This window comes from Streptomyces sp. NPDC014006 (assembly GCF_043088925.1).
GTDB lineage: Bacteria > Actinomycetota > Actinomycetes > Streptomycetales > Streptomycetaceae > Streptomyces.
Map to the genome: position 1 here is coordinate 945,278 of NZ_JBICAJ010000002.1, position 21,782 is coordinate 967,059.

The 21,782-nt window shown below is 72.4% G+C and carries 18 protein-coding genes and 2 pseudogenes; 7 read left to right on the plus strand and 13 right to left on the minus strand.

The genetic code is table 11. The annotated features are described in order from the left end of the window. The first annotated feature begins 15 nt into the window (after positions 1-15). Genes ACF1GV_RS10775 through ACF1GV_RS10785 form a run of 3 tightly spaced genes read left to right on the plus strand, consistent with a single transcriptional unit; the run spans position 16 to position 2,939 of the window. Positions 16-1,209, plus strand: a complete 1,194-nt coding sequence (locus ACF1GV_RS10775; protein ID WP_391679006.1) for an ABC transporter substrate-binding protein — start codon at positions 16-18, stop codon at positions 1,207-1,209. A 4-nt stretch (positions 1,210-1,213) separates the two neighbouring features. Then, on the plus strand, positions 1,214-2,107 hold the full coding sequence (locus ACF1GV_RS10780) for an ABC transporter permease (protein ID WP_391679004.1): 894 nt from the start codon (positions 1,214-1,216) through the stop codon (positions 2,105-2,107). Positions 2,108-2,123: 16 nt separating this feature from the next. After that, a complete protein-coding gene (locus ACF1GV_RS10785; RefSeq protein WP_391679002.1) occupies positions 2,124-2,939 on the plus strand; it encodes an ABC transporter permease in 816 nt (271 codons plus the stop codon). A gap of 9 nt (positions 2,940-2,948) precedes the next feature. On the opposite strand, the gene ACF1GV_RS10790 is transcribed toward ACF1GV_RS10785, so the two are convergent. Then, positions 2,949-4,235, minus strand: a complete 1,287-nt coding sequence (locus ACF1GV_RS10790; RefSeq protein ID WP_391679000.1) for an MFS transporter — start codon at positions 4,233-4,235, stop codon at positions 2,949-2,951. Positions 4,236-4,404: 169 nt separating this feature from the next. Here ACF1GV_RS10790 and ACF1GV_RS10795 point away from each other — a divergent pair, with 169 nt between their 5' ends. After that, a complete protein-coding gene (locus ACF1GV_RS10795; RefSeq protein ID WP_391678997.1) occupies positions 4,405-6,459 on the plus strand; it encodes a phosphocholine-specific phospholipase C in 2,055 nt (684 codons plus the stop codon). A 99-nt stretch (positions 6,460-6,558) separates the two neighbouring features. Then, positions 6,559-7,425 (plus strand): phospholipid scramblase-related protein, encoded by an 867-nt coding sequence (locus ACF1GV_RS10800; RefSeq protein ID WP_391678994.1) that lies wholly within the window; start codon positions 6,559-6,561, stop codon positions 7,423-7,425. A gap of 50 nt (positions 7,426-7,475) precedes the next feature. On the opposite strand, the gene ACF1GV_RS10805 is transcribed toward ACF1GV_RS10800, so the two are convergent. Beyond that, on the minus strand, positions 7,476-8,462 hold the full coding sequence (locus ACF1GV_RS10805; RefSeq protein WP_391678991.1) for a hypothetical protein: 987 nt from the start codon (positions 8,460-8,462) through the stop codon (positions 7,476-7,478). Beyond that, positions 8,459-9,298: a phosphatase PAP2 family protein gene (locus tag ACF1GV_RS10810; RefSeq protein ID WP_391678988.1), complete on the minus strand. Its 840-nt coding sequence runs from the start codon at positions 9,296-9,298 to the stop codon at positions 8,459-8,461. The genes ACF1GV_RS10805 and ACF1GV_RS10810 overlap by 4 nt, the downstream gene beginning before the upstream one ends. Positions 9,299-9,463: 165 nt before the next feature. Between ACF1GV_RS10810 and ACF1GV_RS10815 the strand changes: the two genes are divergently transcribed. After that, positions 9,464-10,078: a TetR/AcrR family transcriptional regulator gene (locus ACF1GV_RS10815; protein WP_391678987.1), complete on the plus strand. Its 615-nt coding sequence runs from the start codon at positions 9,464-9,466 to the stop codon at positions 10,076-10,078. A gap of 150 nt (positions 10,079-10,228) precedes the next feature. Here ACF1GV_RS10815 and ACF1GV_RS10820 read toward each other — a convergent pair whose 3' ends face one another. Continuing rightward, positions 10,229-11,212, minus strand: a complete 984-nt coding sequence (locus ACF1GV_RS10820; protein WP_391678986.1) for a DUF2510 domain-containing protein — start codon at positions 11,210-11,212, stop codon at positions 10,229-10,231. A 395-nt stretch (positions 11,213-11,607) separates the two neighbouring features. Here ACF1GV_RS10820 and ACF1GV_RS10825 point away from each other — a divergent pair. Continuing rightward, a pseudogene (locus ACF1GV_RS10825) lies at positions 11,608-14,300 on the plus strand (ATP-binding protein). Between the two features lie 62 nt (positions 14,301-14,362). Here ACF1GV_RS10825 and ACF1GV_RS10830 read toward each other — a convergent pair. From ACF1GV_RS10830 to ACF1GV_RS10870, 9 genes and pseudogenes are all read right to left on the minus strand, one after another. Further along, positions 14,363-15,169: an SDR family NAD(P)-dependent oxidoreductase gene (locus tag ACF1GV_RS10830; protein ID WP_391678985.1), complete on the minus strand. Its 807-nt coding sequence runs from the start codon at positions 15,167-15,169 to the stop codon at positions 14,363-14,365. Between the two features lie 94 nt (positions 15,170-15,263). Further along, positions 15,264-16,385 (minus strand): 3-oxoadipate enol-lactonase, encoded by a 1,122-nt coding sequence (pcaD, locus tag ACF1GV_RS10835; protein ID WP_391678982.1) that lies wholly within the window; start codon positions 16,383-16,385, stop codon positions 15,264-15,266. Then, positions 16,382-17,716 carry a 3-carboxy-cis,cis-muconate cycloisomerase gene (pcaB, locus tag ACF1GV_RS10840; protein ID WP_391678981.1) on the minus strand — a complete coding sequence of 445 codons (1,335 nt, stop codon included), beginning with the start codon at positions 17,714-17,716 and terminating at the stop codon, positions 16,382-16,384. The genes pcaD and pcaB overlap by 4 nt, the downstream gene beginning before the upstream one ends. Beyond that, positions 17,713-18,315, minus strand: a complete 603-nt coding sequence (gene pcaG, locus ACF1GV_RS10845; RefSeq protein ID WP_391678979.1) for a protocatechuate 3,4-dioxygenase subunit alpha — start codon at positions 18,313-18,315, stop codon at positions 17,713-17,715. Before pcaG ends, pcaB begins: the two co-directional genes overlap by 4 nt. 6 nt (positions 18,316-18,321) lie before the next feature. Beyond that, the gene (gene pcaH, locus ACF1GV_RS10850; protein ID WP_391678977.1) at positions 18,322-19,095 is read right to left on the minus strand and encodes a protocatechuate 3,4-dioxygenase subunit beta; all 774 of its coding nucleotides are present in this window, start codon (positions 19,093-19,095) and stop codon (positions 18,322-18,324) included. A gap of 26 nt (positions 19,096-19,121) precedes the next feature. Beyond that, positions 19,122-19,847: a thiolase family protein gene (locus ACF1GV_RS10855; protein ID WP_391678975.1), complete on the minus strand. Its 726-nt coding sequence runs from the start codon at positions 19,845-19,847 to the stop codon at positions 19,122-19,124. A gap of 149 nt (positions 19,848-19,996) precedes the next feature. After that, positions 19,997-20,320: pseudogene (locus ACF1GV_RS10860) on the minus strand (3-oxoadipyl-CoA thiolase); the annotation flags it as partial. Beyond that, positions 20,317-20,961, minus strand: a complete 645-nt coding sequence (locus ACF1GV_RS10865; RefSeq protein ID WP_391678973.1) for a CoA transferase subunit B — start codon at positions 20,959-20,961, stop codon at positions 20,317-20,319. The pseudogene ACF1GV_RS10860 and the gene ACF1GV_RS10865, both read right to left, overlap by 4 nt. After that, on the minus strand, positions 20,961-21,716 hold the full coding sequence (locus tag ACF1GV_RS10870) for a CoA transferase subunit A (RefSeq protein WP_391678971.1): 756 nt from the start codon (positions 21,714-21,716) through the stop codon (positions 20,961-20,963). The genes ACF1GV_RS10865 and ACF1GV_RS10870 overlap by 1 nt, the downstream gene beginning before the upstream one ends. Between the last annotated feature and the right edge of the window lie 66 nt (positions 21,717-21,782).

The window sequence follows — 21,782 nt, forward strand, 5'->3', positions numbered from 1 at the left end:
TCCCAGGAGTACGTCGTGCGCTTCACCCCCGCATGGAAGGCCGCGGCCGCCGCCGCGGTGCTGCTCGCCGCCACCGCCTGCGGCTCCTCCGGCACCGAGGCAGGCCCGGGCGGCCTCAACCCGCCCGACCTCCAGGCCCCCGCCAAGCTCGGCGCGCCGGAGGGCCAGGTCAACCTGATCGCCTGGGCTGGCTATGTCGAGGACGGCTCCAACGACCCCAAGGTGAACTGGGTCGGCGACTTCGAGAAGCAGACCGGCTGCCAGGTCCACTCCAAGGTCGCCGCAAGCTCCGACGAGATGGTCAAGCTGATGAAGACCGGCGAGTACGACGCCGTCTCCGCCTCCGGCGACGCCTCGCTGCGCCTCATCGCCTCCGGCGACGCGGCCCCCGTCAACACCGCTCTCGTCCCGAACTACAAGGACATCTTCAGCGGTCTGAAGAACGGCGCCTGGAACTCCGTCGACGGGAAGATGTACGGCATCCCGCACGGCCGCGGCGCCAACCTGCTGATGTACAACACCCAGAAGGTCAGCCCCGCCCCCACCTCCTGGTCCGCCGTCTTCGACGGCGCCGCGAAGTACAAGGGCCACGTCACCGCGTACGACTCGCCGATCTACATCGCCGACGCAGCCCTGTATCTGAAGGCCACCAAGCCGGAGCTGAAGATCGAGAACCCGTACGCGCTGGACCAGAAGCAGTTCGACGCGGCCGTAGACCTGCTGAAGAAGCAGAACGCGAACGTGGGCGAGTACTGGAGCGACTACCTCAAGGAGGTCTCCGCCTTCAAGAGCGGTGACTCCGTCGTCGGTACCACCTGGCAGGTGATCGCCAACCTCACGGCCGACGAGGGCGCCAAGGTCAAGGCGTTCGTCCCCAAGGAGGGCTCCACCGGCTGGTCCGACACCTGGATGGTCTCCGCCAAGGCCAAGCACCCCACCTGCGCCTACAAGTGGCTCGACTGGATCGTCTCACCGAAGGTCAACGCCGAGGTCGCCGAGTACTTCGGCGAGGCCCCGGCCAACTCCAAGGCGTGCACCGTCACCAGCGACAAGAACTTCTGCACGGTCTACCACGCCGCCGACGAGGCCTACTGGAAGAACATCGCCTTCTGGAACACCCCCATCGAGCAGTGCCTGGACGGCCGCACCGACGTGAAGTGCGTGCCGTACGCCAAGTGGGTCCAGGCCTGGACCGAGATCAAGGGCTGACGCCATGACCGCCGTCATCCCCGAGACCGCCGGACGCGACCGTGTCCGGCGGCTCGCCGGGGCGCTGCACCGGCGCCCCCGCCTGCGTCTGTCCCTGCTGCTGACCGCGCCGCTGCTGTGGCTGGCCGTGCTCTACCTCGGCTCGCTCACCGTGCTGTTCGTCTCCGCCTTCTGGACGACGGACTCCTTCACCTCCCAGGTCGTCAAGGTCTTCTCGACCGACAACTTCCAGGAACTGCTGACCACCCCGGTCTTCCGTCAGGTGATCGTGCGCAGCATCGGCGTCGCCCTCGCCGTCACCGTCTGCTGTGCGGTGATCGCCTTCCCGCTCGCCTTCTACACCGCCCGCGTCGCGCGGCCGAAGTGGCGGCCGCTGCTGGTCGTCGCGATCCTCACCCCGCTGTGGGCGAGCTATCTGGTCAAGGTGTACGCCTGGCGGCTGATCCTGTCCGAGGGCGGCCTCGCCGACTGGATGCTCAGGCCCTTCGGCCTGGCCGGACCCGGGTTCGGACTGCCGGCGACGGTACTGACCCTGACGTATCTCTGGCTGCCGTACATGATCCTGCCGGTCCACACCGCGCTGGAGCAGTTGCCCGGCGGTCTGCTGGACGCCTCCGCCGACCTCGGGGCCCGGCCCTGGCGGACCTTCCGGTCCGTGGTGCTGCCGATGGTGCTGCCGGGCGTGGCCGCCGGCTCCGTCTTCACCTTCTCGCTCAGCCTCGGCGACTACATCACCGTGCAGATCGTCGGCGGGAAGACCCAGCTGATCGGCAACCTCGTGTACTCCAACATCGAACTCAACCTGCCCATGGCCGCGGCCCTCGGCACGGTCCCGGTCGTCGTCATCGTGCTGTACCTGCTGGCCATGCGCCGCACGGGTGCGCTCAGCAGCCTGTAGAGGAGGTGCCCGACTCGTGCAACTGTCCCGTCCCGCGCGCATCGCGCTGCGCGTCGCCGCCGGGCTCGGCTTCGCGGTGATCTACGTGCCGCTGCTGCTGGTCCTCGTCAACTCCCTCAACCCCGACCGCAGTGCGAGCTGGCCGCCGCCCGGGCTGACCCTGCACTGGTGGTCGGTCGCCTGGGAGAACTCCGGGGCCCGCGCGGCCCTGTGGGTGTCGGTCAAGGCCGGCCTCGGGGCGACCGCGATCGCCCTGGTGCTGGGCACGCTGATCGCCTTCGCCGTCGCCCGGTACCGCTTCTTCGGCCGCGACGCGCTGTCCTTCGTGGTCGTCCTGCCGATCGCGCTGCCCGGCATCGTCACCGGCATCGCGCTCAACTCCGCCTTCGGCACGGTGCTTCAGCCGCTCGGCGTGGGCCTCGGCCTGTTCACCGTCGTCGTCGGGCACGCCACCTTCTGCATCGTTGTGGTGTTCAACAACGTGGTGGCGCGTCTGAGGCGCACCTCGCGGTCGTACGAGGAGGCCGCGGCGGACCTCGGCGCGCACACCCTCCGGGCTTTCGCCGACGTCACCTTCCCGCTGGTGCGCACCGCGCTGCTGGCGGGCGGGCTGCTGGCGTTCGCGCTGTCCTTCGACGAGATCGTGGTGACGACGTTCACCGCCGGGCCAGGCGTGCAGACCCTGCCGCTGTGGATCTACGAGAACATGACCCGCCCGCAGCAGGCCCCGGTGGTGAACGTGGTGGCGGCGGTCCTGGTCCTGCTCTCCGTCGTCCCGATCTACGTCGCCCAGCGGCTGTCCGCGGACACGGCGACCGGCAGCCGGGTGTGACACCCCTCGTCAGCGGTCGAGTTCCCGGTGGGCGGTCTCCGGCAGCCGCAGGTACACCAGCGAGGACAGCAGGCACAGCACGGCGACGTACCAGGGGAAGAGGCCCGCCCGCCCCCACTGCTTGAACAGCGTGCCGACGTACGGCGCCGTGCCGCCGAAGAGGGCGACCGTGAGGGAGTAGGGGAAGCCGATGCCGGCCGCGCGCACCCGGGGCGGGAACACCTCGGCGTTGACCGCGGCGCTGATCGACGTGAAACCGGTCAGCAGGACCATGCCCGCCAGCTGCACGAGCAGCAGCACAGTGAAGGAGTCGCGCAGCGCGTGCAGCAGCGGCACGCACAGCAGCGCGAAGCCCAGCCCGAAGAACAGCAGCAGCGGGCGGCGGCCCAGCCGGTCGGAGAGCATCCCGCCGAGCGGCTGCAGCAGGGCGAAGAACGCCAGCGAGATCGTCCCGGCGAGCAGCGCGTCGGACTTGGTGACGCCCGCGTTGAGTTCGGCGTAGGTGGGCAGGTACGACGTCCAGGTGTAGTAGGCGAGGGTGCCACCGGCGGTGATGCCGGCGATGCGCAGTGACGCGCGCGGGTGGCGGCGCAGCGCCTCGAACAGACCGGGCCGCGGGGCCCGTTGCAGTGCGGCGCTGCGGGTCTCCTCGGCGCCGCGCCGGATCCAGAACCCGACCAGGCTGAACAGACCGCCGAGCCAGAAGGGCACGCGCCAGCCCCAGCCGTCCATCGAGGACTCGGCGAGTGTGTCCACGAGCAGCGTCGCGATCCCGGAGGCGACGAGCTGCCCCGCGGTGGTGGAGACGTACTGGAAGCTGGAGAACAGCCCGCGCCGGCCCGGCCCGGCCGACTCCACCAGGAAGGTCGTCGAGGCGGCGAACTCGCCGCCCACCGACAGCCCCTGCAGCAGCCGGGCCGCGACCAGCACCACCGGCGCCAGGAGTCCGGCCGAGGCGTAGGTCGGGGTGAGGCCGACCAGCAGGCTGCTGCCGCCCATCAGCAGGATGGTGACCGTCAGCGCGGCCCGCCGTCCGCGCCGGTCGGCGATCGCGCCCATGACCAGGCCGCCGACGGGCCGCATGAAGAAGCCGACGGCGAACACGGCGAACGCCGACAGCAGTGGCAGCAGTGAGTTCCCCGCGCCCTTGGGGAAGACCGCCCGCGCGAGGTAGGTCGCCAGAAACGTGTAGGCGTACCAGTCGTACCACTCGACGGCATTGCCCACGGATGCCGCAAGAAGCTGCCGTACGGGGCGTTTTGTCCTGGCCGGTACCGTCGTCTGCGTCCCTGTCATGATCGCGACCTCCCCGTGTGGCCGGTTCCGCACACCTGCCGTAGCGATGAGTTCACATGAGTGCCACCAGACCCTTCCCTGACGTTTGATGCTCTTGGAACACTCGCTCCGCGCACATTGCGTCATTCAGCGGCGAGTTGCCGTCGCCAGACGAGAGGTCTGTCCCCCCATGTCCGATGTGAACCGGCGTCGCTTCCTCCAACTCGCGGGCGCCACCACGGCGTTCACCGCGCTGTCCGCCAGCATCCAGCGGGCCGCCGCCCTCCCGGCGAACCACCGCACGGCCTCCGTCGAGGACGTCGAGCACATCGTCGTCCTCATGCAGGAGAACCGGTCCTTCGACCACTACTTCGGCACCCTCAGAGGCGTCCGCGGCTTCGGCGACCCCCGCCCGGCCACCACCCGTCCCGGCGCCAAGTCCGTCTGGTACCAGTCCGACGGCACCAAGGACATCCTCCCCTTCCATCCGGACGCCGACGACCTGGGCATGGCGTTCCTCCAGGACCTCCCGCACGGCTGGAACGACGGACACGCCGCCTTCGATGGGGGCAAGTACGACAAGTGGGTGCCGTCCAAGGGCTCCACGACGATGGCGTACCTGAACCGCGACGACATCCCGTTCCACTACGCGCTCGCCGACGCCTTCACCATCTGCGACGCGTACCACTGCTCCTTCATCGGCTCCACCGACCCCAACCGCTACTACATGTGGAGCGGCTACGTCGGCAACGACGGCTCCGGCGGCGGGCCCGTCCTCGGCAACGACGAGAAGGGGTACGGCTGGACGACGTACCCCGAACGCCTGGAGAAGGCCGGGGTGTCCTGGAAGATCTACCAGGACGTCGGCGACGGCCTCGACGCGAACGGCAGCTGGGGATGGATCCCGGACGCCTACCGGGGCAACTACGGCGACAACTCGCTGCTCTACTTCAACCAGTACCGCAACGCCGCGCCCGGCGACCCGCTGTACGACAAGGCCCGCACCGGCACCGACTACCGCAAGGGCGAGGGCTACTTCGACCGGCTGAAGGCCGACGTGGCGACCGGGAAGCTGCCCCAGGTGTCCTGGGTCGTCGCCCCCGAGGCGTTCACCGAGCACCCGAACTGGCCGGCCAACTACGGCGCCTGGTACGTCGCCCAGGTGCTGGACGCGCTCACCTCCAACCCGGAGGTGTGGGCGAAGACCGCGCTGTTCATCACGTACGACGAGAACGACGGCTTCTTCGACCACCTGATACCGCCGTTCCCGCCCGGCTCCGCCGCCCAGGGCAAGTCGACCGTCGACGCCTCCCTCGACGTCTTCAAGGGCGACGCGAGCCACGTCGCCGGCCCCTACGGGCTCGGCCAGCGGGTGCCCATGCTGGTGGTCTCGCCCTGGAGCAAGGGCGGCTACGTCTGCTCCGAGACGCTGGACCACACCTCCATCATCCGGTTCATCGAGAACCGCTTCGGCGTGCGCGAGCCGAACATCTCGCCCTGGCGGCGGGCCGTCTGCGGCGATCTGACCTCCGCCTTCGACTTCTCCCGCCCGGACACCCGGCCGGTCGCGCTGCCCGACACGGCCGGCTACGAGCCGCCGGACCGCCTGCGCCACCCCGACTACAAGCCCACACCGCCGGCCACCGGGGCGCTGCCCAAGCAGGAGCGGGGCCTGCGGCCCGCCCGCCCCCTGCGGTACAACCCGGCCGTGGACGGGTCGGTCGACGCGGCGGCAGGGAAGTTCACCCTCGCCTTCGCCTCCGGAGCCGCCGCCGGCGCGGCCTTCCTCGTCACCTCCGGCAACCGCACCGACGGCCCCTGGACCTACACCACCGAGGCCGGGAAGACCGTTGCGGACACCTGGAACTCGGTGTACTCGAGCGGTTCCTACGACCTCACCGTGCACGGCCCGAACGGCTTTCTGCGCGCCTTCAAGGGCCGCAACAAGGTCACCGGTCCCGAGGTCAAGGCCCGGCCGAGCGGGGACAACCTGGAGCTGACCTTCACCAACTCCGGCTCGGGCACCGCACGTCTGACCGTGACCGACGGCTACGGCGGGGCCAAGCGGTCCGTGAGCGTGCGGCCGGGCGCCACCGTGAAGCAGCTCGTCGACCTCACGGCGAGCCGGCGCTGGTACGACCTGACCGTGACGGCCGACGGCGACGCGGCCTATCTGCGGCGGTTCGCCGGACATGTCGAGAACGGGCTGCCAGGGTTCAGCGACCCGGCCATCGCGACCGTCTGACGGACGCTCGGACGACGGGTGCCCGCCGCCTTCGAGCCCTGTGGCGGCGGGCGTCCGGACGCCGGTTGCTTTCCGGCCGGTGCGCGATAGTGTGCCCCGGTGACCACGCAATCGAACACACCTGCAGGGTGGTACCCCGACCCGCACGGGGCGCAGCAGACCCTGCGGTACTGGGACGGTACCCAGTGGACCGAGCACACCCACGCCGACCAGCAGGGCCGGCCCCCGGCTCAGGGCCACCACCCGCAGGCCCAGGTACAGGCCCCAGCCGTCCCGCAGGTGCCGGCGCAGCAGGCCGGCCCCGACCCGCGCGTCCAGCGTCAGGTCCAGCAGCAGGCCGGTGTCGCCGCGGGCGGCGCCGGTGGCGGGACCCTGTTCTCCGAGCCGGTCCTGGTGGTGAACCAGAAGGCCAAGCTGATCGAGCTGACCAACGAGTACAAGGTCATGGACCAGCACGGCCGGGAGATCGGTGCGGTCGTCCAGGTCGGTCAGAGCATCCTGCGCAAGATCGTGCGGTTCCTCTACAGCATCGACCAGTTCATGAAGGTCAAGCTGGAGATCCGCGACGCCTACGGCCAGCCGGTGCTGCTGCTGACCCGCCCGGGCAAGATCTTCAAGTCCCGGGTGATCGTCGAGCGCCCGGACGGCACGCCGGTCGGTGAGATCGTCCAGCAGAACGTCTTCGGGAAGATCAACTTCGCGATGATGGTGAACGGCCAGAAGGTCGGCGCCATCAAGGCGGAGAACTGGCGCGCGTGGAACTTCGCGATCGTCGACCACGCGGACAACGAGGTGGCCCGGATCACGAAGACCTGGGAAGGCCTCGCCAAGACGATGTTCACGACGGCGGACAACTACGTCCTGCAGATCCACTACCAGCTGCCGGACCCGCTGCTCACCCTCGTCGTCGCGACGGCCCTGACCGTCGACACGGCACTGAAGCAGGACTCCCGCGGGCTCGGCTGAGGCCGGTCGTCACCGTCTCACCGCCACGTCCCCACCGCGGTTTCCCTGCCTCACAGCACGCTCAGGTGCCCCGGTTCGCTCGTCGGCCGGGGCATCGCCGCGTTCGGGTCCAGGGCGAGGACGGCCGCCACCGGGTGCTCGTCGTCGTGGACCGCGGGTGCGGGTGCGGGTGCGGGTGCGGGTGCGGGTGCGAGTGCGGGTGCCGGGTTCGCGGCCGGTTGCGGGGTCGCGCGGGACAGCAGCAGCACACCCCACGCCGCGCACCCCGCGCCCGCGAGCGCGAGCAGGATGCCGAGCACCCCGCCCTGGAGCCGCTCGCCCAGCAGGGACACACCGATCACCGCGGCGGCCACCGGGTTCGCCAGCGTCACCACCGCCAGCGGAGCGCCGAGGCCGCCTCGGTAGGCGGTCTGCGACAGCAGCAGCCCACCCGTCGCGAAGGCCGCGACCAGCACCGCCACCCCGATCACCTGCACGCTCAGCAGCGGACCCGAGCGGTCCGTCGCGGCCACCGTGACGGTCTGGGTGAGCGCGGAGGCGACACCCGAGGCCAGCCCGGACGCCGTCGCGTGCCTGAGGCCCGGCCGGGCGCCCGGCCGGGACAGCGCCCCGATCAGCGCCGCCGTCGCACCCGCGACCGCCAGCGCCTCCGGCACGCTCAGCACGTCGTCCGGCGCGGGACCGGACGCGGTGACGAGGATCGCGCCGAGCCCGAGGAGTGTGAACCCGGTGCCCCGCCACTCGGTCGCGCTGACCCGGCGCCCCGCCATCCGCGCCCCCAGCGGTACCGCCGCCACCAGGGTCAGCGCCCCGAGCGGCTGTACGACGGTGAGCGGACCGTACTTCAGCGCGACCACGTGCAGCAGCGCGGCGCCGGCGTTCAGTCCGACCGACGACCACCAGGCGCGGCTGCCCAGCATGCGCGGCAGCCCGGCCCCGGAGGACCGGGACGCCAGCCGTTCCTGGGCGACGGCCGCGGTGGCGTAGGCGGCGGCCGAGAACAGCGAGAGCACCACGGCGATCAGGGCGGCGTTCATCGGGCCGCTCCCACGAGCTCGCGGTCCTCGGTGGGCAGCAACTGCTCGCGCCCCCGCCCGGCGGTCGTCGCCGTGCGGTGCGGCAGATGGATCACCGCGAGGGCGGCACCGAGCAGCGCCGTCGCGACGATCACGTCCAGCCAGTAGTGGTTGGCCGTGCCGACGATCACCAGCAGCGTCAGCGCCGGATGCAGCAGCCACAGCCAGCGCCACCGGGAGCGGGTCGCGGCGATCAGGCCGATCGCGACCATCAGGGCCCAGCCGAAGTGCAGCGACGGCATCGCCGCGAACTGGTTCGACAGATGGTCGGTCTGCGGCGGCCCGTACACCGAGGGGCCGTACACCCGCGCGGTGTCGATCAGCCCGGTCTCGGCGAGCATCCGCGGCGGGGCCAGCGGGAACGTGAGATGCAGCACCAGCGCGGCGGTGGTGAGCACGGCCAGCACCCGGCGGGCCCAGACGTAGTGGGCCGGGCGGCGCAGGTACAGCCAGATGAGGAAGGCCGCCGTGACGGGGAAGTGCACGGTCGCGTAGTAGGTGTTCGCGACGTGGATCAGCGTGTCGCCGTGCAGCAGCAGCGACTGCACCGCGCCCTCGCCCGGCAGCCGGAGGGTCCGCTCGAAGTGCCACACGTGGTGGGCGTCGCGGAAGGCCTCACCGGTGTGGCCGGTGGCCAACTGGCGGCCGAACTTGTACACGAGGAAGAGACCGGCGACGAGCAGCAGCTCGCGCACGAGCGGCGGCCGCGCCGTGCGCGCGGCTATGTCACCCGGCTCTGCCTGCCCGGGCTCGGCTTCTTCCGGCTCTGCTTCTTCAGGCTCGGTGCGGGCGTTCATCCCCCGGCCCCTTCACTGACGGCGGTGCGGTGGTTCTCATCGATACGACAGCGTACCGATACGCCAGTGTACCGATACGGGGGAGTACCGGTACACTGGCGTATCGATTGAGGTGCGACACACTGGAAGTCAGCGCCCCACGGATCCCAGCGAGGTGAAGCCCCGATGACGTCGCAGGCCGCGGACGGACCGGAGACGGCCGCCGCATCGCGCCGCTCCAAGCTCACGCCCGAGCGCGAGCAGGAGTTCTTCGACGCCGTCCTCGAGCAGATCCGCTCGTGCGGGTACGACGCCGTCACCATGGAGGGCATCGCCGCCAGCACCCGGTGCAGCAAGTCCACGCTGTACCGGCAGTGGAAGACCAAGCCGCAGTTCGTGGCGGCCGCGCTGCGCTCCAACCGGGCGTGCCGGTTCGCCGGCATCGACACCGGTTCGGTCGCCGGGGACCTGCGCGAGGCGGCCCGGCAGGCCGGCGCCTGGTCCGGGCCGGACACCAGCCTGCTCCAGGCCCTCGGACACGCGGTGATGCAGGACGAGGAGCTGCGCAAGGCCCTGCGCGAGGCGCTCGTCGAGCCGGAGATGGGCGCGCTGCGCGCGATCCTGCGCCGCGGCGTCGAACGCGGCGAGGTCGCCGCGGACCATCCGGCGCTGGAGTTCGTCCCGGTCCAGCTCTACGGCGTCCTGCGGGTGCGGCCCGTCATCGACGGGCAGTACGCGGACTCCGACTACCTGGTCCGGTTCGTGGAGGCCGTGGTGCTGCCGGCACTCGGCCTCACCTGAAGACTCAGGCCGCCGTCCATGGGATGACTGGACGGTGACCTGACCGCGCCGCACCGTGGGGACGGGGGCGGCGCGCACCCCCCGGCCGGGTGGGACCCTTCTTGAGCGGAGGGGGTCCCACCCGGCCGTCGTCCGTTCCCGGCCGCCGGTTCAGACGCTCTGCCCGCTGCCTCCGCCGGCGGCCTGCTTGATCCCCTGGGTGATCCGGTCGATGACCGACACTTCCTGGTCGGCGTCCACGCCGAACCGGACCAGGACGATCATCCGGGGGCCGGCCGGGGAAGGGAACGCCAGGGACTCGACGTAACCGTCGGCGCCCTTGCTGGTGACCGCCTTCCAGCGGACCAGATAGCCCTTCTGCCCCGCCACGGTGACCGCCTGGGAGGCGAGCACCTGGTGCGAGGTGATCGCGCCGTAGGTGGCACCGCCGTAGGACTCCTTCGCGTTCTTCGCGATGTCCGCCTTGGCCACCTCCTCCGGGGTGGTGCCCCGGACCCCCAGCATCGCCGCCGGCGCCGCGTACGCGCCGCCCTTGGTGCAGGTCTGCGAGGTGACACCGGGGCACGGGTAGGAGGAGTCGGAGGTCACCGCGGCACTGGTGCCGTACTCCTGGCCGTACCAGCCGTCCGGGATGGGCAGGCTGATACCGCCGGCCGCGTCGGTCACCGAACCGCTGTCGATCTTCGGCGGCTCGCTCTGCCCCGGTGACGGCGCCTGCCCGCCGCCACCGCCCTCACCGCGCTCGCCCGGGCCGCCGTTACGGCCGTCGGGTCCCGGCGCCTGCTGCGCGTCGGTGCGACGGCTGCTGCCGCCACCGCCGTCGGTCAGGGCGTAGACCCCGACACCGATGCTCGCCAGTACGGCTGCGGCCGCGGCGACGGCGATACCGATCCGCAGCCCACGCCGCCCACGCCGGGCGGGCGGCTGCCCGGGGTATCCGGGGTACGCCGGATACCCCGGATACCAGGGGTGGGCCGGCGTCGCCGGTCCGTCGGCCGGGGGCCCCCAGGCGGCCGTCCCCGCCGGGCGCGTCCGGTCCGTCCACGCCCCGCCGTCCCACCAGCGCTCGGTGGCGGGACCGTCACTGCTTTGCCCGGGGTCGGGATACCACCCGGGAGGAGTCACCTGCGTCATGCCCCCACCGTATGAGCCCACCCTGAAAGCCGGATGAGAACCCCCACCGCGGACTCCCCGCCGGGGCCGCCGGCCGAGTCGTCCGCGGCCCACGCACCCGGGGAGTTGCCCCGTGGCCCGCTGCCACCGCGGTCGGCCCATCCGTGAGGGCGTTCGCGGACTGCCCCCGCGATCCCCCCGGCGGCCCCCCGTCAAACTCCGGCCGACCCCGCGTCAATTCAGGGTCCGCAGCACTCCGTTGACGGTGTCGTCGCACCCCGCAGGCCCGGCCGTCGTCTCCCATACCCCCTTTCACTCTCCACGGCAACACCTGCGGTCGCGGAGCACCGTCCGGTGGCCGAGGGGGCTAGGCTCGAGGTCGGTACGTCGTTCGGGCGACTTGGGGAGGTAGCGGGATGACGGAGGTACGGCCCACGACGGCCGCCTCGGCTTCCCTGTGGGAGCGCGATCAGGAATCGCCGTCGTCGCACGGGCGGTGGACGACCTGTGCGCGGACCGGATGACCTCCGGCACCCTGCTGGTGTTCCGGGGCGAGGCCGGCCTGGGCAAGACCGCGGTGCTGGCCGAGACCCGCCGGATCGCCGAGGCCCGCGGCTGCACGGTCTGGTCGGCCCGCGGCGGCGAAACCCTGCGTTCCGTCCCCTTCAACGTCGTACGGCAGTTGCTGCAGCCCGCCCTGGTCCCGATGCTTCCGGAGGAGGCCCGCGAGTACCTCGGCGACTGGTACGACATAGCAGGCCCCGCCCTCGGCATAGCGGAACCCGGGGAGGGCCACGCCGACCCGCAGGGCGTGTGCGACGGCCTCGTCGCCGCCGTACGCCGCCTCGCCACCCGGGACTGGCCGCTGGTGCTGCTCATCGACGACGCCCACTGGGCCGACCAGGAGACGCTGCGCTGGCTCGCCGCGTTCACCGAGCGCCTCGACGACCTGTCCGTCCTCGTGGTCGTCGCCCGCCGGCCCGGCGAGATCGCGGGGGAGAGCGCCCGCCTGCTGGAGGCCGTCGCCGCCGCCGGACGGCCCGCCACCGTCCTCAGCGCCCTTACCCCCGACGCCGTCGCGGGCCTCACCCGCGCCGAGCTCGGCGCGCACGCCGACGCCCCCTTCTGCCGCGAGGTGTGGGCCGTCACCGGCGGCAACCCGTACGAGACCGTCGAGCTCCTCGCCAAGGTCCGCGACAGCGAACTCCTGCCGGCCGAGTCCTCCGCCGCCGAACTGCGCGACCTCAACCGCTCCGCCCGCGGCGGCGGCCTCGTCGCCCGCCTCGAACAACTCGGCGTAGACGCCACCCGGTTCGCCTGGGCCGCCGCCATCCTCGGCGACGCCATCACCGTCGACCTGGTCTCCCGGCTCGCCACCATGAAGCGCGAGGACGCCCTCCGCTGCGCCGAACTCCTCAAGAACGCGCGCATTCTCACCGCGCCCGACCCGGCCGCCGGCCCCGCGCGGGACGGCGCCCTGGAGTTCGTCCACCCGCTGATCGCGACTGCCGTCTACAACTCCATCCCCGACGCCCTGCGCCGCGCCATGCACGGCATCGCCGCCGAGCTCGTCACCGACCTCGGCCTCGGCGCCGCGGCCGCCTCCCGCCATCTTCTCCAGGTCCACCCGGACGACGACGAGGAACTCGTCGGCCAACTGCGCGAGGCCGCCCGCGAACACCTCGCCGTCGGTGCCCCCGACGCCGCCCAGCGCTGCCTGGAACGCGCCTTGGAGGAGCCGCCGCTGCCCGAGGTGCGGGCGCGCGTGCTGTTCGAACTCGGCTGCGCAACCCTGCTCACCGCCCCCGCGAAGACCATCGGCCACCTGCGCCAGGCCCTCGCCCTGCCGGGCCTGGGCGAGGACGTCCGCGTGGATGCCGTCGTACGCCTCTCGCAGGCGCTGCTCCACAACGACCAGCTGGAGGAGGCCGTCCGCACCGTCGGGGCCGAAGCGGCCCGGCTGCCGGACGGACCGGCGAGGATGCGCCTTCAGGCCGTGCAGTTCATGTGGGAAGGCGTCCACGCCGGTGAGGCGCCGACCCCGGGCCGCTCCGAACGGCTCGCCCAGCTCGCGCGCACCTGCACCGGTCGCGACAACTCCGAGCGGGCCCTGCTCATCCTGCGCGGTTTCGACGCCATGAGCCGCGGCGAGAACGCCGAGGAGGTCGTCGAGGTGTGCGACCGCGCCCTCGTCAACGGCCGTCTCGCCCCCGGCCTCGGCTGGACCGACACCCAGTGGGGCCTCGAACTGCCGATGATGCTGGCGAGCGCCTACGCCTACACCGACCGCCTCGACCGCGCCGAGGCCCTCTTCACCGACGCCCTGCGGGCCTACGAGTCCGCCGGCTGGAGCGGCGGCCACCTCGCCCTCGCCCACGCCTACGTCGGGTTGGGGCACCGCAGGCGCGGCCGGCTCCGGGAGGCCGAGGAGTCCCTGCGCGAGGCGCTGCGGCTCGCCGAACGCGTCGGCCGCGGCCTGCCCCTGTACTGGTCGGCGACCTGCAACCTGGTCGACACCCTCCTGGCCCGCGGCCATGTCGAGGAGGCCTGGTCGATCGCGGAGCAGTACGGCTTCGCGCCGCCTTATCCGTCCACCATCGTGCTGCCCGACCCGCGTTCCCTGCGCGGCCGGCTCCTGCTGGCCGTCGGCCGCACCAAGGACGGCATCAACGAACTGGAGGCCGCGGAGAAGGCGGCCGCCGCGCGCGGCCACCACAACCCGGTGATGGTTCCCTGGGCCGGCGACCTGGCCCGCGCGCTGGCCACCGAGGACCCCGCCCGCGCCGCCCGGCTCGCCGCGGACGCCCGCACGCGCGCCGAGCGCTTCGGTACCGACACCGCCATCGGGGAGGCGCTGCGCTGCGCGGCCGCCCTGGAGACCGGCCGTCGCGCGGTCGACCTGGCCGCGCAGGCGGTGACGTATCTCGCGGCCTCGCCCGCGCAGTACGAGCACGCCGCCGCGCGGATCGAGTACGGCATCCTGGCCCGCTCCGGGGCCGAGCTGGAGCGCGGCCTGGCGCTGGCCCGCTCCTGCGGCGCGGACGGGCTGGCCGCGCGGGCGACACAGGCACTGGAGACGGTCCGCGGACTGAGCGGTGTCAGCCCATGAGCGGTGCGCCGCCGCGTGACACCCGCATGAGCCTGCCCCTCACGCCGTGAGCCGCTCCTCCGTCACATCGTGAGCAGCTGCTCCGTCACCGCGGCCAGCCGCTCCCGCACCCGCGGGTCGTACGCCGCCTCGTGCGCCCGTGCCGGACGCGTCCCGTCGAAGTAGCCGCCCGTGCCCGCCGCCCCGCTCTCCAGGTCCCCGGTCGCCAGGGCGAGCACGCCGGGCGCGCCGTCCGCGACGGAGTTCCACGGCGAGACGCCCGCTTCGCGGACCATCGCGGTGTCCATGTAGGTGGCGGGGTGCAGCACGTTCACCGCCACGCCCGTGCCGGCCAGCTCCTCGGCGAGGGCGAAGGTGTGCGCGGCCAGCGCGAACTTGCTGCGGCAGTACGCCGACATCCCGTCGTAGCGGCGCGTCATCTCGGGGTCGTCGGGGTCCAGGGGCTCCTGCCCGCCCGAGCCGACGTTGACGATCCGGGCGGGGGTGTTCTGCCGCAGCACCGGCAGCAGGGCGCGGGTCAGGGCGACCGGCGCCAGATAGTTGACCGCGAGGCGCAGCTCGTGGCCGTCGGCGCTCACCTCCCGTCCGCCGCCCGGCGATCGGGCACCCACGCCCGCGTTGTTGATCAGCACGTCGAGGTCCGGACGGGCGGCGGCGACCCGCGCGCCCAGCTCACGTACCTGCGCCAGCGAGGCCAGATCGGCGACGAAGCCGTCGGCGTCGCTCTCCGTGCGCAGCTCCTCGACCAGCCGCTCGGTGCGGCCCGCATCACGCCCGTGCGCGAGGACGCGGTGCCCGGCGCGCACCAGCTCGAAGGCGACGTACCGCCCGAGACCCGAGGTCGCCCCGGTGATCAGAACAGTGGACATGCCCCCACCGTAGGCCCGCCGCGCACCCCCGTGGGAGATGCGGCGGAGCCTACGACCGGCAGGGACACCCTCAGCCGGCCCGCGCGCGGCGCCCTCAGTCCTCCTCCTGCGCGAGCACCCGCTGGGCCGCCGCGAACGCCGAGTTCGCCGCCGGCACCCCGCAGTACACGGCCGTCTGCAACAGCACCGCGCCGATCTCCTCTGCGGTGAGCCCGTTGCGCCGCGCCGCCCGTACGTGCATCGCCAGCTCGTCGTAGTGGCCGTGCGCCACCAGCGCGGTCATGGTGATCAGGCTGCGCTCGCGACGGGACAGCGTCGGGTCGGTCCAGATCTCGCCCCACGCGTAGCGGGAGATGAAGTCCTGGAACCGCGCCGTGAACGGCGTCTGCCGTTCCTGCGCCCGGTCCACATGCGCGTCGCCGAGCACCTCACGCCGTACGGCCATGCCGAGCCGCGCCCCGCCGCCGCCGAGGTGTGCGCGCAGCGCGGTGAGTACCGCCTGCGGGCACTGTGCGGGCGCCAGGTGCGAGGCGCCGGGCAGCTCCACCAGCGTGGAGCCGGGCACCGCGTCCGCGATCTGACGCAGATGCGCGGGCGGCGTCGCCGGGTCCTCCCGGCCGGCGACCAGCAGCGTCGGTACAAGTATCCCGCCGAGCCGGTCGGTGAGGTCGAAAGCGGCGAGCGCGTCGCAGCAGGCGGCGTACGCGTGCGGGTCGGCCTCCCGGTGGTCGCGCACCAGGCGCGGGACGGTGAATCCCTGGGTGAACCAGCGGGCGTCCGCGCTCTCCACCAGCCAGTCGAGCCCCTCGCGCCGCACCCGCTCGGCCCGCTCCTGCCAGGGGCTCGCCCCGTTGAAGTGCGCGGAGGAGCAGATCACGGCCAGGGAGGAGAGCCGCTCCGGGTGGTGCACGGCGAGGTGCAGCCCGACCGCGCCGCCCAGCGACACCCCGGCGTACGCGAACCGGTCGGCGCCGAGGGAGTCGGCCAGCGCCAGTACCAGGCCGGCCAGGTCGCCGACGGTGGCGCCCGGACCGACCAGATCGGCCGCCGACCCGCCGTGCCCCGGCAGGTCCCAGCGCACCACGCGGTGCCCGATCGACAACTCGGGCGCGATGGTGTCCCACAGGGCGTACGACGTGCCGAGCGAGGGCCCCAGCAGCAGCGGGGGAGCGGTGGCGGGCCCTTCGATGAGGTGGTTGAGGAGTGTGTCGGTCAACGTCGCTCCAGCGCACGGTCGGTGAGGGCTCCGGCGGAGCCGGTGTAACGGGCGGGGTCCGGCAGCTCGTCCAGGTCGACGCCCTGCAACTGCGGCTCATGGGCGAGGAGTTCGCCGAGCGGACGGCCCTCTTCGGCTGCTCTCCGGGCGAGCGCGGTGAGCAGCTCCTTGGCGCGGGCGCGGCCGAGCAGCGGGGCCAGTTCCGCCGACAGCCGTTCGGAGACGATCAGACCGTGGGTGAGGTCCAGGTGGGCGCGCATGGCATCCGGGGCGACCCGCAGGTTTTCGGCCAGTTCGGCCGCTTCCCGGGCCGCGCCGCCCACCAGGCGCAGCAGGTCCCGCAGCGGCTCCCACTCCGCGTGCCAGGCCCCGGCCGGCCGCTCGTCCTCGGCGGCCATCGCCCCGTACAGGGTGGCCGCGAGCTGCGGGGCACGCCGGGCGGCGGACGCGACCAGCGTGGCGCGCACCGGGTTCGCCTTGTGCGGCATGGCCGACGAGCCACCCCCGCTGCCCTCCGCCACCTCGGCGATTTCGGTGCGGGACAGGGTGAGCACGTCCGCGGCCGCCTTGCCCAGCGCCCCGGCCGTGAAGGCCAGGCACCCGGCGAGATCGGCGACCGGCGTGCGCAGGGTGTGCCACGGCAGCAGCGGCGCACGCAGGCCCAGTTCGCACGCGTACTGCGCCGGCAGTGCGGTCGCGTCCTCGGCGCCGTATGCCGTGAAGGCGGCCAGCGTACCGGCTGCCCCGCCGAGTTGGGCGGGCAGCGCGTCCCGTACGGCCGTCACGCGGTCCCGCGCGTCGAGCACCAGCGACCGCCACCCGGCCGCCTTCAGCCCGAACGTCGTCGGTACGGCGTGCTGGGTGAGCGTCCGCCCCGGCATCGGCGTGTCGCGGTGCTCCGCCGCGAGCCGGGCCAGCTCCCGCTCGGTGCGGGTCAGGTCGGCGAGGACGAGGCCGAGGGCGCGAGCGGCGACCAGCATCGCCGCGGTGTCCATGATGTCCTGGCTGGTCGCGCCCCGGTGGACATAGGGGCCGTACTCCTCGCCGACCGCCTTCGTCAGGTCCGCGACTAGCGGGATCACCGGATTGCCGCCGCCGCGGGCCCGCGCGGCCAGCGAGGCGATGTCGAAGGCGCCCCGGTCGGAGGCCGCGTCGGTCACCGCGGCCGCGGCCTCGCGCGGCGCGAGCCCGAGGGCGGCCTGGGCGCGGGTCAGGGCGGCCTCGGCGTCGAGCAGGGCGCGCAGGAAGGCGGCGTCGTTCGTCGCCGCGGCCGCCGGGGAGCCGAACCAGCCGGGGGCGAGCAGGCCGGTGTCCGTTGCCTCGGATGTCACTGGAACTCCAGGAAGACCGTCTCGCCTTCGCCCTGAAGGCGGATGTCGAAACGGTACGTCCCGTTGCCCTCGTCCCCGGCGATCAGCGTGTCGCGCCGGTCGCCCACCTGGGCGAGCAGCGGGTCGGCGGCGAGCGCCGCGTCGTCGCCGGGCAGGTAGATCCGCGTGAACAGGTGCACCAGCAGACCCCGGGCGAACACGCACGCACTGAGACAGGGCGCACTGCGTCCGCGCGCGCCGGGACGGAGTGTGCGCGCGTACCAGTGGCCGTTCGCGTCCGTCTGCATCCGGCCCCAGCCGGTGAACTCCACGCCGTTGCGGCCGAGATGGCCGCCGGTCGCCGGGTCGCGCCGGAGGGAGCCGTCCACCTGCGGGATGTTCCCGTCCGGGTCCGCGCCCCACAGCTCCACGAAGGCGTCCGGCAGCGGCTTGCCCTCGCCGTCGAGGACGTATCCGTGCACGGTGACGGTGTCCGGGTGGCCGAGCGGCGCGATCTCCTCGCCGCCGCGGAAGGGCAGCGCGTAGCCGTAGAAGGGGCCGACCGTGTGCGACGGCGTGGGCAGCACGGTCTTTGGCCGGCTCGTGTCGATCTTCGTCATGTCGCCTCAGCGTCCTTCTTCGATCCAGGTGGCGTTCGGGCCGTCCAGCACGATGTCCCAGCGGTAGCCGAGGGAGAACTCCGGCACCGACAGAGCGTGGTCGTAGGTCGCGACCAGCCGCTGCCGGGCGGCGTCGTCCGTCACGGACTGCAGGATCGGGTCGTACGGGAAGAGCGGGTCGTTGGGGAAGTACATCTGCGTGACGAGCCGCTGGGTGAACGCCGTGCCGAAGAGCGAGAAGTGGATGTGCGCCGGACGCCAGGCGTTGACGTGGTTGCGCCACGGGTACGGGCCGGGCTGGATCGTCGTGAAGTGGTAGCGGCCCTCGTCGTCGCTGAGGGTGCGGCCCACGCCGGTGAAGTTCGGGTCGAGCGGCGCGTCGTGCTGTTCGCGCAGATGGGCGTAGCGGCCGGCCGAGTTGGCCTGCCAGATCTCGATCAGCTGGCCGCGCAGCGGGCGTCCGTCGCGGTCGAGCAGCCGCCCGGAGACGGTGATGCGCTCGCCGACCGGCTCACCGGTGTGCTGCCGGGTGAGGTCGTTGTCGATCTCCGTGACGTCGCGCTCGCCGAAGGCGGGGGAGGCCAGCTCCATCAGCTCGGGGTCCTTGGTGACGTCGATGGTGAGCGGCGGTTGCTTCGGGTGACGCAGGACGGAGGACCGGTAGGGGGCGTAGTCGCGCCGCGGGTGGTGCTCCACGGGCGCGCCGTCGGCGAGCCGCTTCTCGTACGCGGCGTGCTCGGCCGCGATCTCCTGGTCGATGTCGTGCTGGGTGAGAGTCATGTCAGTCCCCGGGATGGTGGGATCTTCTAGCGTTCGAGGAGGAGGGCGAGGCCCTGGCCGACACCGATGCAGAGGGTGGCGACGCCGACTCCGCTGCCCTTGCAGGCGAGTTGGTGGGCGAGGGTGCCGGCGAGGCGTGCGCCGGAGGCGCCGAGCGGGTGGCCCAGGGCGATGGCACCGCCCTGCGGGTTGAGCACGGCCGGGTCGAACTCCGGCCATTCGGCGAGACAGCCGAGGACCTGCGCGGCGAAGGCCTCGTTGAGTTCGAGGACGTCCAGGTCGGCATGGGTTCTGCCGGCTCTGTCCAGAGCCCGGTTGACCGCTTCGACAGGAGCGAGGCCGAAGTACTGGGGGTCGATGCCGCAGACGCCGGTGGCGGAGATCCGGGCCAGCGGCTCCCGGCCGGTGGCTTCGAGGCTTTCCTCGTCGGCGAGGAGGAGGGCGGCGGCGCCGTCGTTGAGCGGGGAGGCGTTGCCGGCCGTCACCGTGCCGTCGTCCCGGAACGACGGCTTCAGCTTGGCCATCGCCTCCAGGGAGGCGGTGGGGCGTACGCATTCGTCGGCGGCGAAGGGAACCGGGTCGCCCTTGCGTTGCGGGACGGGGACGGGGGTGATCTCGGCGTCGAAGAGACCCCGCGCCCGGGCTTCGGCGGCCTTGTGGTGGCTGTGCAGGGCGTACTCGTCCTGCTGCTCGCGGGTGATCTTGTGCTTGTCGGCGATGAGTTCGGCCGACTCACCCAGGGAATGGTCCACTGCGGGTCCATCCTCGGGTTGACCATCCGCCAGCCGAGCGTGGTCGAGTACAGCTCGGTGTGCGCGGCCGGAAAGGGCTTGTCGCTCTTGGGCAGGACGTAGGGGGCGCGGGTCATGGACTCCACGCCGCCGGCCACGGCGATGCGGGCGTCACCGACGGCGATGGCGCGGGCGGCCTGGACGACGGCCTCGAGGCCGGAGGCGCACAGGCGGTTGACGGTGACGCCGGGGACGGTGGTGGGCAGTCCGGCGAGCAGGGCGGCCATGCGGGCGACGTCGCGGTTCTCCTCGCCGGCGCCGTTGGCGTTGCCGAGGTACACGTCGTCGATGCGGGCCGGGTCCAGCTGCGGGGTGCGGGCCAGGAGTTCGCGCAGGGCGTGCGCGGCCAGGTCGTCCGGGCGGACACCGGCCAGGGCGCCGTTGTACTTGCCGAACGGGGTGCGTACGGCGTCGACGATGTAAACCGGCTTCACAGCGCATTCTCCGGAACGGTCAGCGGTGCGTCGGTCTTGGCGGTGATCTCGTCGACACTCACGCCGGGCGCGGTCTCGACGAGAACGAGCCCGTCGTCGGTGACGTCCAGGACGCCGAGATCGGTGATGACGCGGTTCACGCACGCCTTGCCCGTGAGCGGAAGCGTGCACTGCTTGAGGATCTTCGGGCTGCCGTCCTTGGCGGTGTGGGTCATCACCACGATCACCGTGCGCGCCCCGTGCACCAGGTCCATCGCGCCGCCGATCCCGGTGACGAGCTTGCCCGGGACGGCCCAGTTGGCCAGGTCGCCGCCGGCGGAGACCTGCATGGCGCCGAGCACGGCGACATCGATGTGGCCGCCGCGGATCATCGCGAACGACAGCGCGGAGTCGAAGAAGGAGGCCCCCGGCAGGACGGTCACGGTCTCCTTGCCCGCGTTGATCAGGTCCGGGTCGACCTGGTCCTCGGTGGGGTAGGGGCCGGTGCCGAGGATGCCGTTCTCGGATTCGAGGACGACCTCCACACCCGGCGGGAGGTGATTCGGGATCAGGGTGGGCAGGCCGATGCCGAGATTGACGTAGCTCCCGTCCTTCAGTTCTCGCGCCGCGCGGGCGGCCATCTCCTGGCGCGTCCAGGCCATCAGCTGCTCACCGTCCGCTGCTCGATCTTCTTGTCCGCCACCTGCTGTGCGCTCAGCGCCACGACCCGCTGCACGAAGATGCCGGGCAGATGCACCGCGTCGGGGTCGAGGGCGCCGGGCTCGACGAGTTCCTCGACCTCGGCGACGGTGATCCGTCCCGCCATGGCGGCCAGCGGGTTGAAGTTCCGGGTGGACTTGTTGAACACCAGGTTCCCGTGCCGGTCGCCCTTCGCCGCCCGCACCAGCGCGAAGTCGGTGCGGATGCCGCGCTCCAGCACGTACGCGGTGCCGTCGAACTCGCGGACCTCCTTCGGCGGTGAGGCCAGCGCGACCGCGCCGGAGCCGTCGTAGCGCCAGGGCAGGCCGCCTTCGGCGACCTGCGTGCCCACCCCGGCCGGCGTGTAGAAGGCGGGGATGCCGGCCCCGCCCGCACGCAGCCGCTCCGCGAGCGTGCCCTGCGGGATCAGTTCCACCTCCAGCTCGCCCGCCAGATACTGCCGGGCGAACTCCTTGTTCCCGCCGATGTAGGAGCCGGTCACCCGGCCGATCCGTCCCGCGGCCAGCAGCACCGCGAGACCCGTCTCCATGGCACCGCAGTTGTTCGAGACCACGCTCAGACCGCTGACCCCGCGCTCGTACAGCGCCTGGATCAGCACGTTCGGCACACCGCTCAGCCCGAACCCGCCGACCGCGAGCGACGCACCGTCCGGCACGTCACCCACCGCCTCCAGGGCCGAGGCGACCACCTTGTCCATCCGGGGAGCCTCCAATTAGTCAGCGAACTGAGTAATTCAGCGAGATGCCGTCACGCTGCCATCGGT

Coding starts and splice junctions, on each gene's coding strand:
- ACF1GV_RS10780 (WP_391679004.1), top strand. CDS start 1,214: ATGACCGCCGTCATCCCCGAGACCGCCGGACGCGACCGTGTCCGGCGG.
- ACF1GV_RS10790 (WP_391679000.1), bottom strand. CDS start 4,235: ATGACAGGGACGCAGACGACGGTACCGGCCAGGACAAAACGCCCCGTA.
- ACF1GV_RS10795 (WP_391678997.1), top strand. CDS start 4,405: ATGTCCGATGTGAACCGGCGTCGCTTCCTCCAACTCGCGGGCGCCACC.
- ACF1GV_RS10805 (WP_391678991.1), bottom strand. CDS start 8,462: ATGAACGCCGCCCTGATCGCCGTGGTGCTCTCGCTGTTCTCGGCCGCC.
- ACF1GV_RS10810 (WP_391678988.1), bottom strand. CDS start 9,298: ATGAACGCCCGCACCGAGCCTGAAGAAGCAGAGCCGGAAGAAGCCGAG.
- ACF1GV_RS10815 (WP_391678987.1), top strand. CDS start 9,464: ATGACGTCGCAGGCCGCGGACGGACCGGAGACGGCCGCCGCATCGCGC.
- ACF1GV_RS10820 (WP_391678986.1), bottom strand. CDS start 11,212: ATGACGCAGGTGACTCCTCCCGGGTGGTATCCCGACCCCGGGCAAAGC.
- ACF1GV_RS10830 (WP_391678985.1), bottom strand. CDS start 15,169: ATGTCCACTGTTCTGATCACCGGGGCGACCTCGGGTCTCGGGCGGTAC.
- pcaG (WP_391678979.1), bottom strand. CDS start 18,315: ATGACGAAGATCGACACGAGCCGGCCAAAGACCGTGCTGCCCACGCCG.
- pcaH (WP_391678977.1), bottom strand. CDS start 19,095: ATGACTCTCACCCAGCACGACATCGACCAGGAGATCGCGGCCGAGCAC.
- ACF1GV_RS10865 (WP_391678973.1), bottom strand. CDS start 20,961: ATGGCCTGGACGCGCCAGGAGATGGCCGCCCGCGCGGCGCGAGAACTG.
- ACF1GV_RS10870 (WP_391678971.1), bottom strand. CDS start 21,716: ATGGACAAGGTGGTCGCCTCGGCCCTGGAGGCGGTGGGTGACGTGCCG.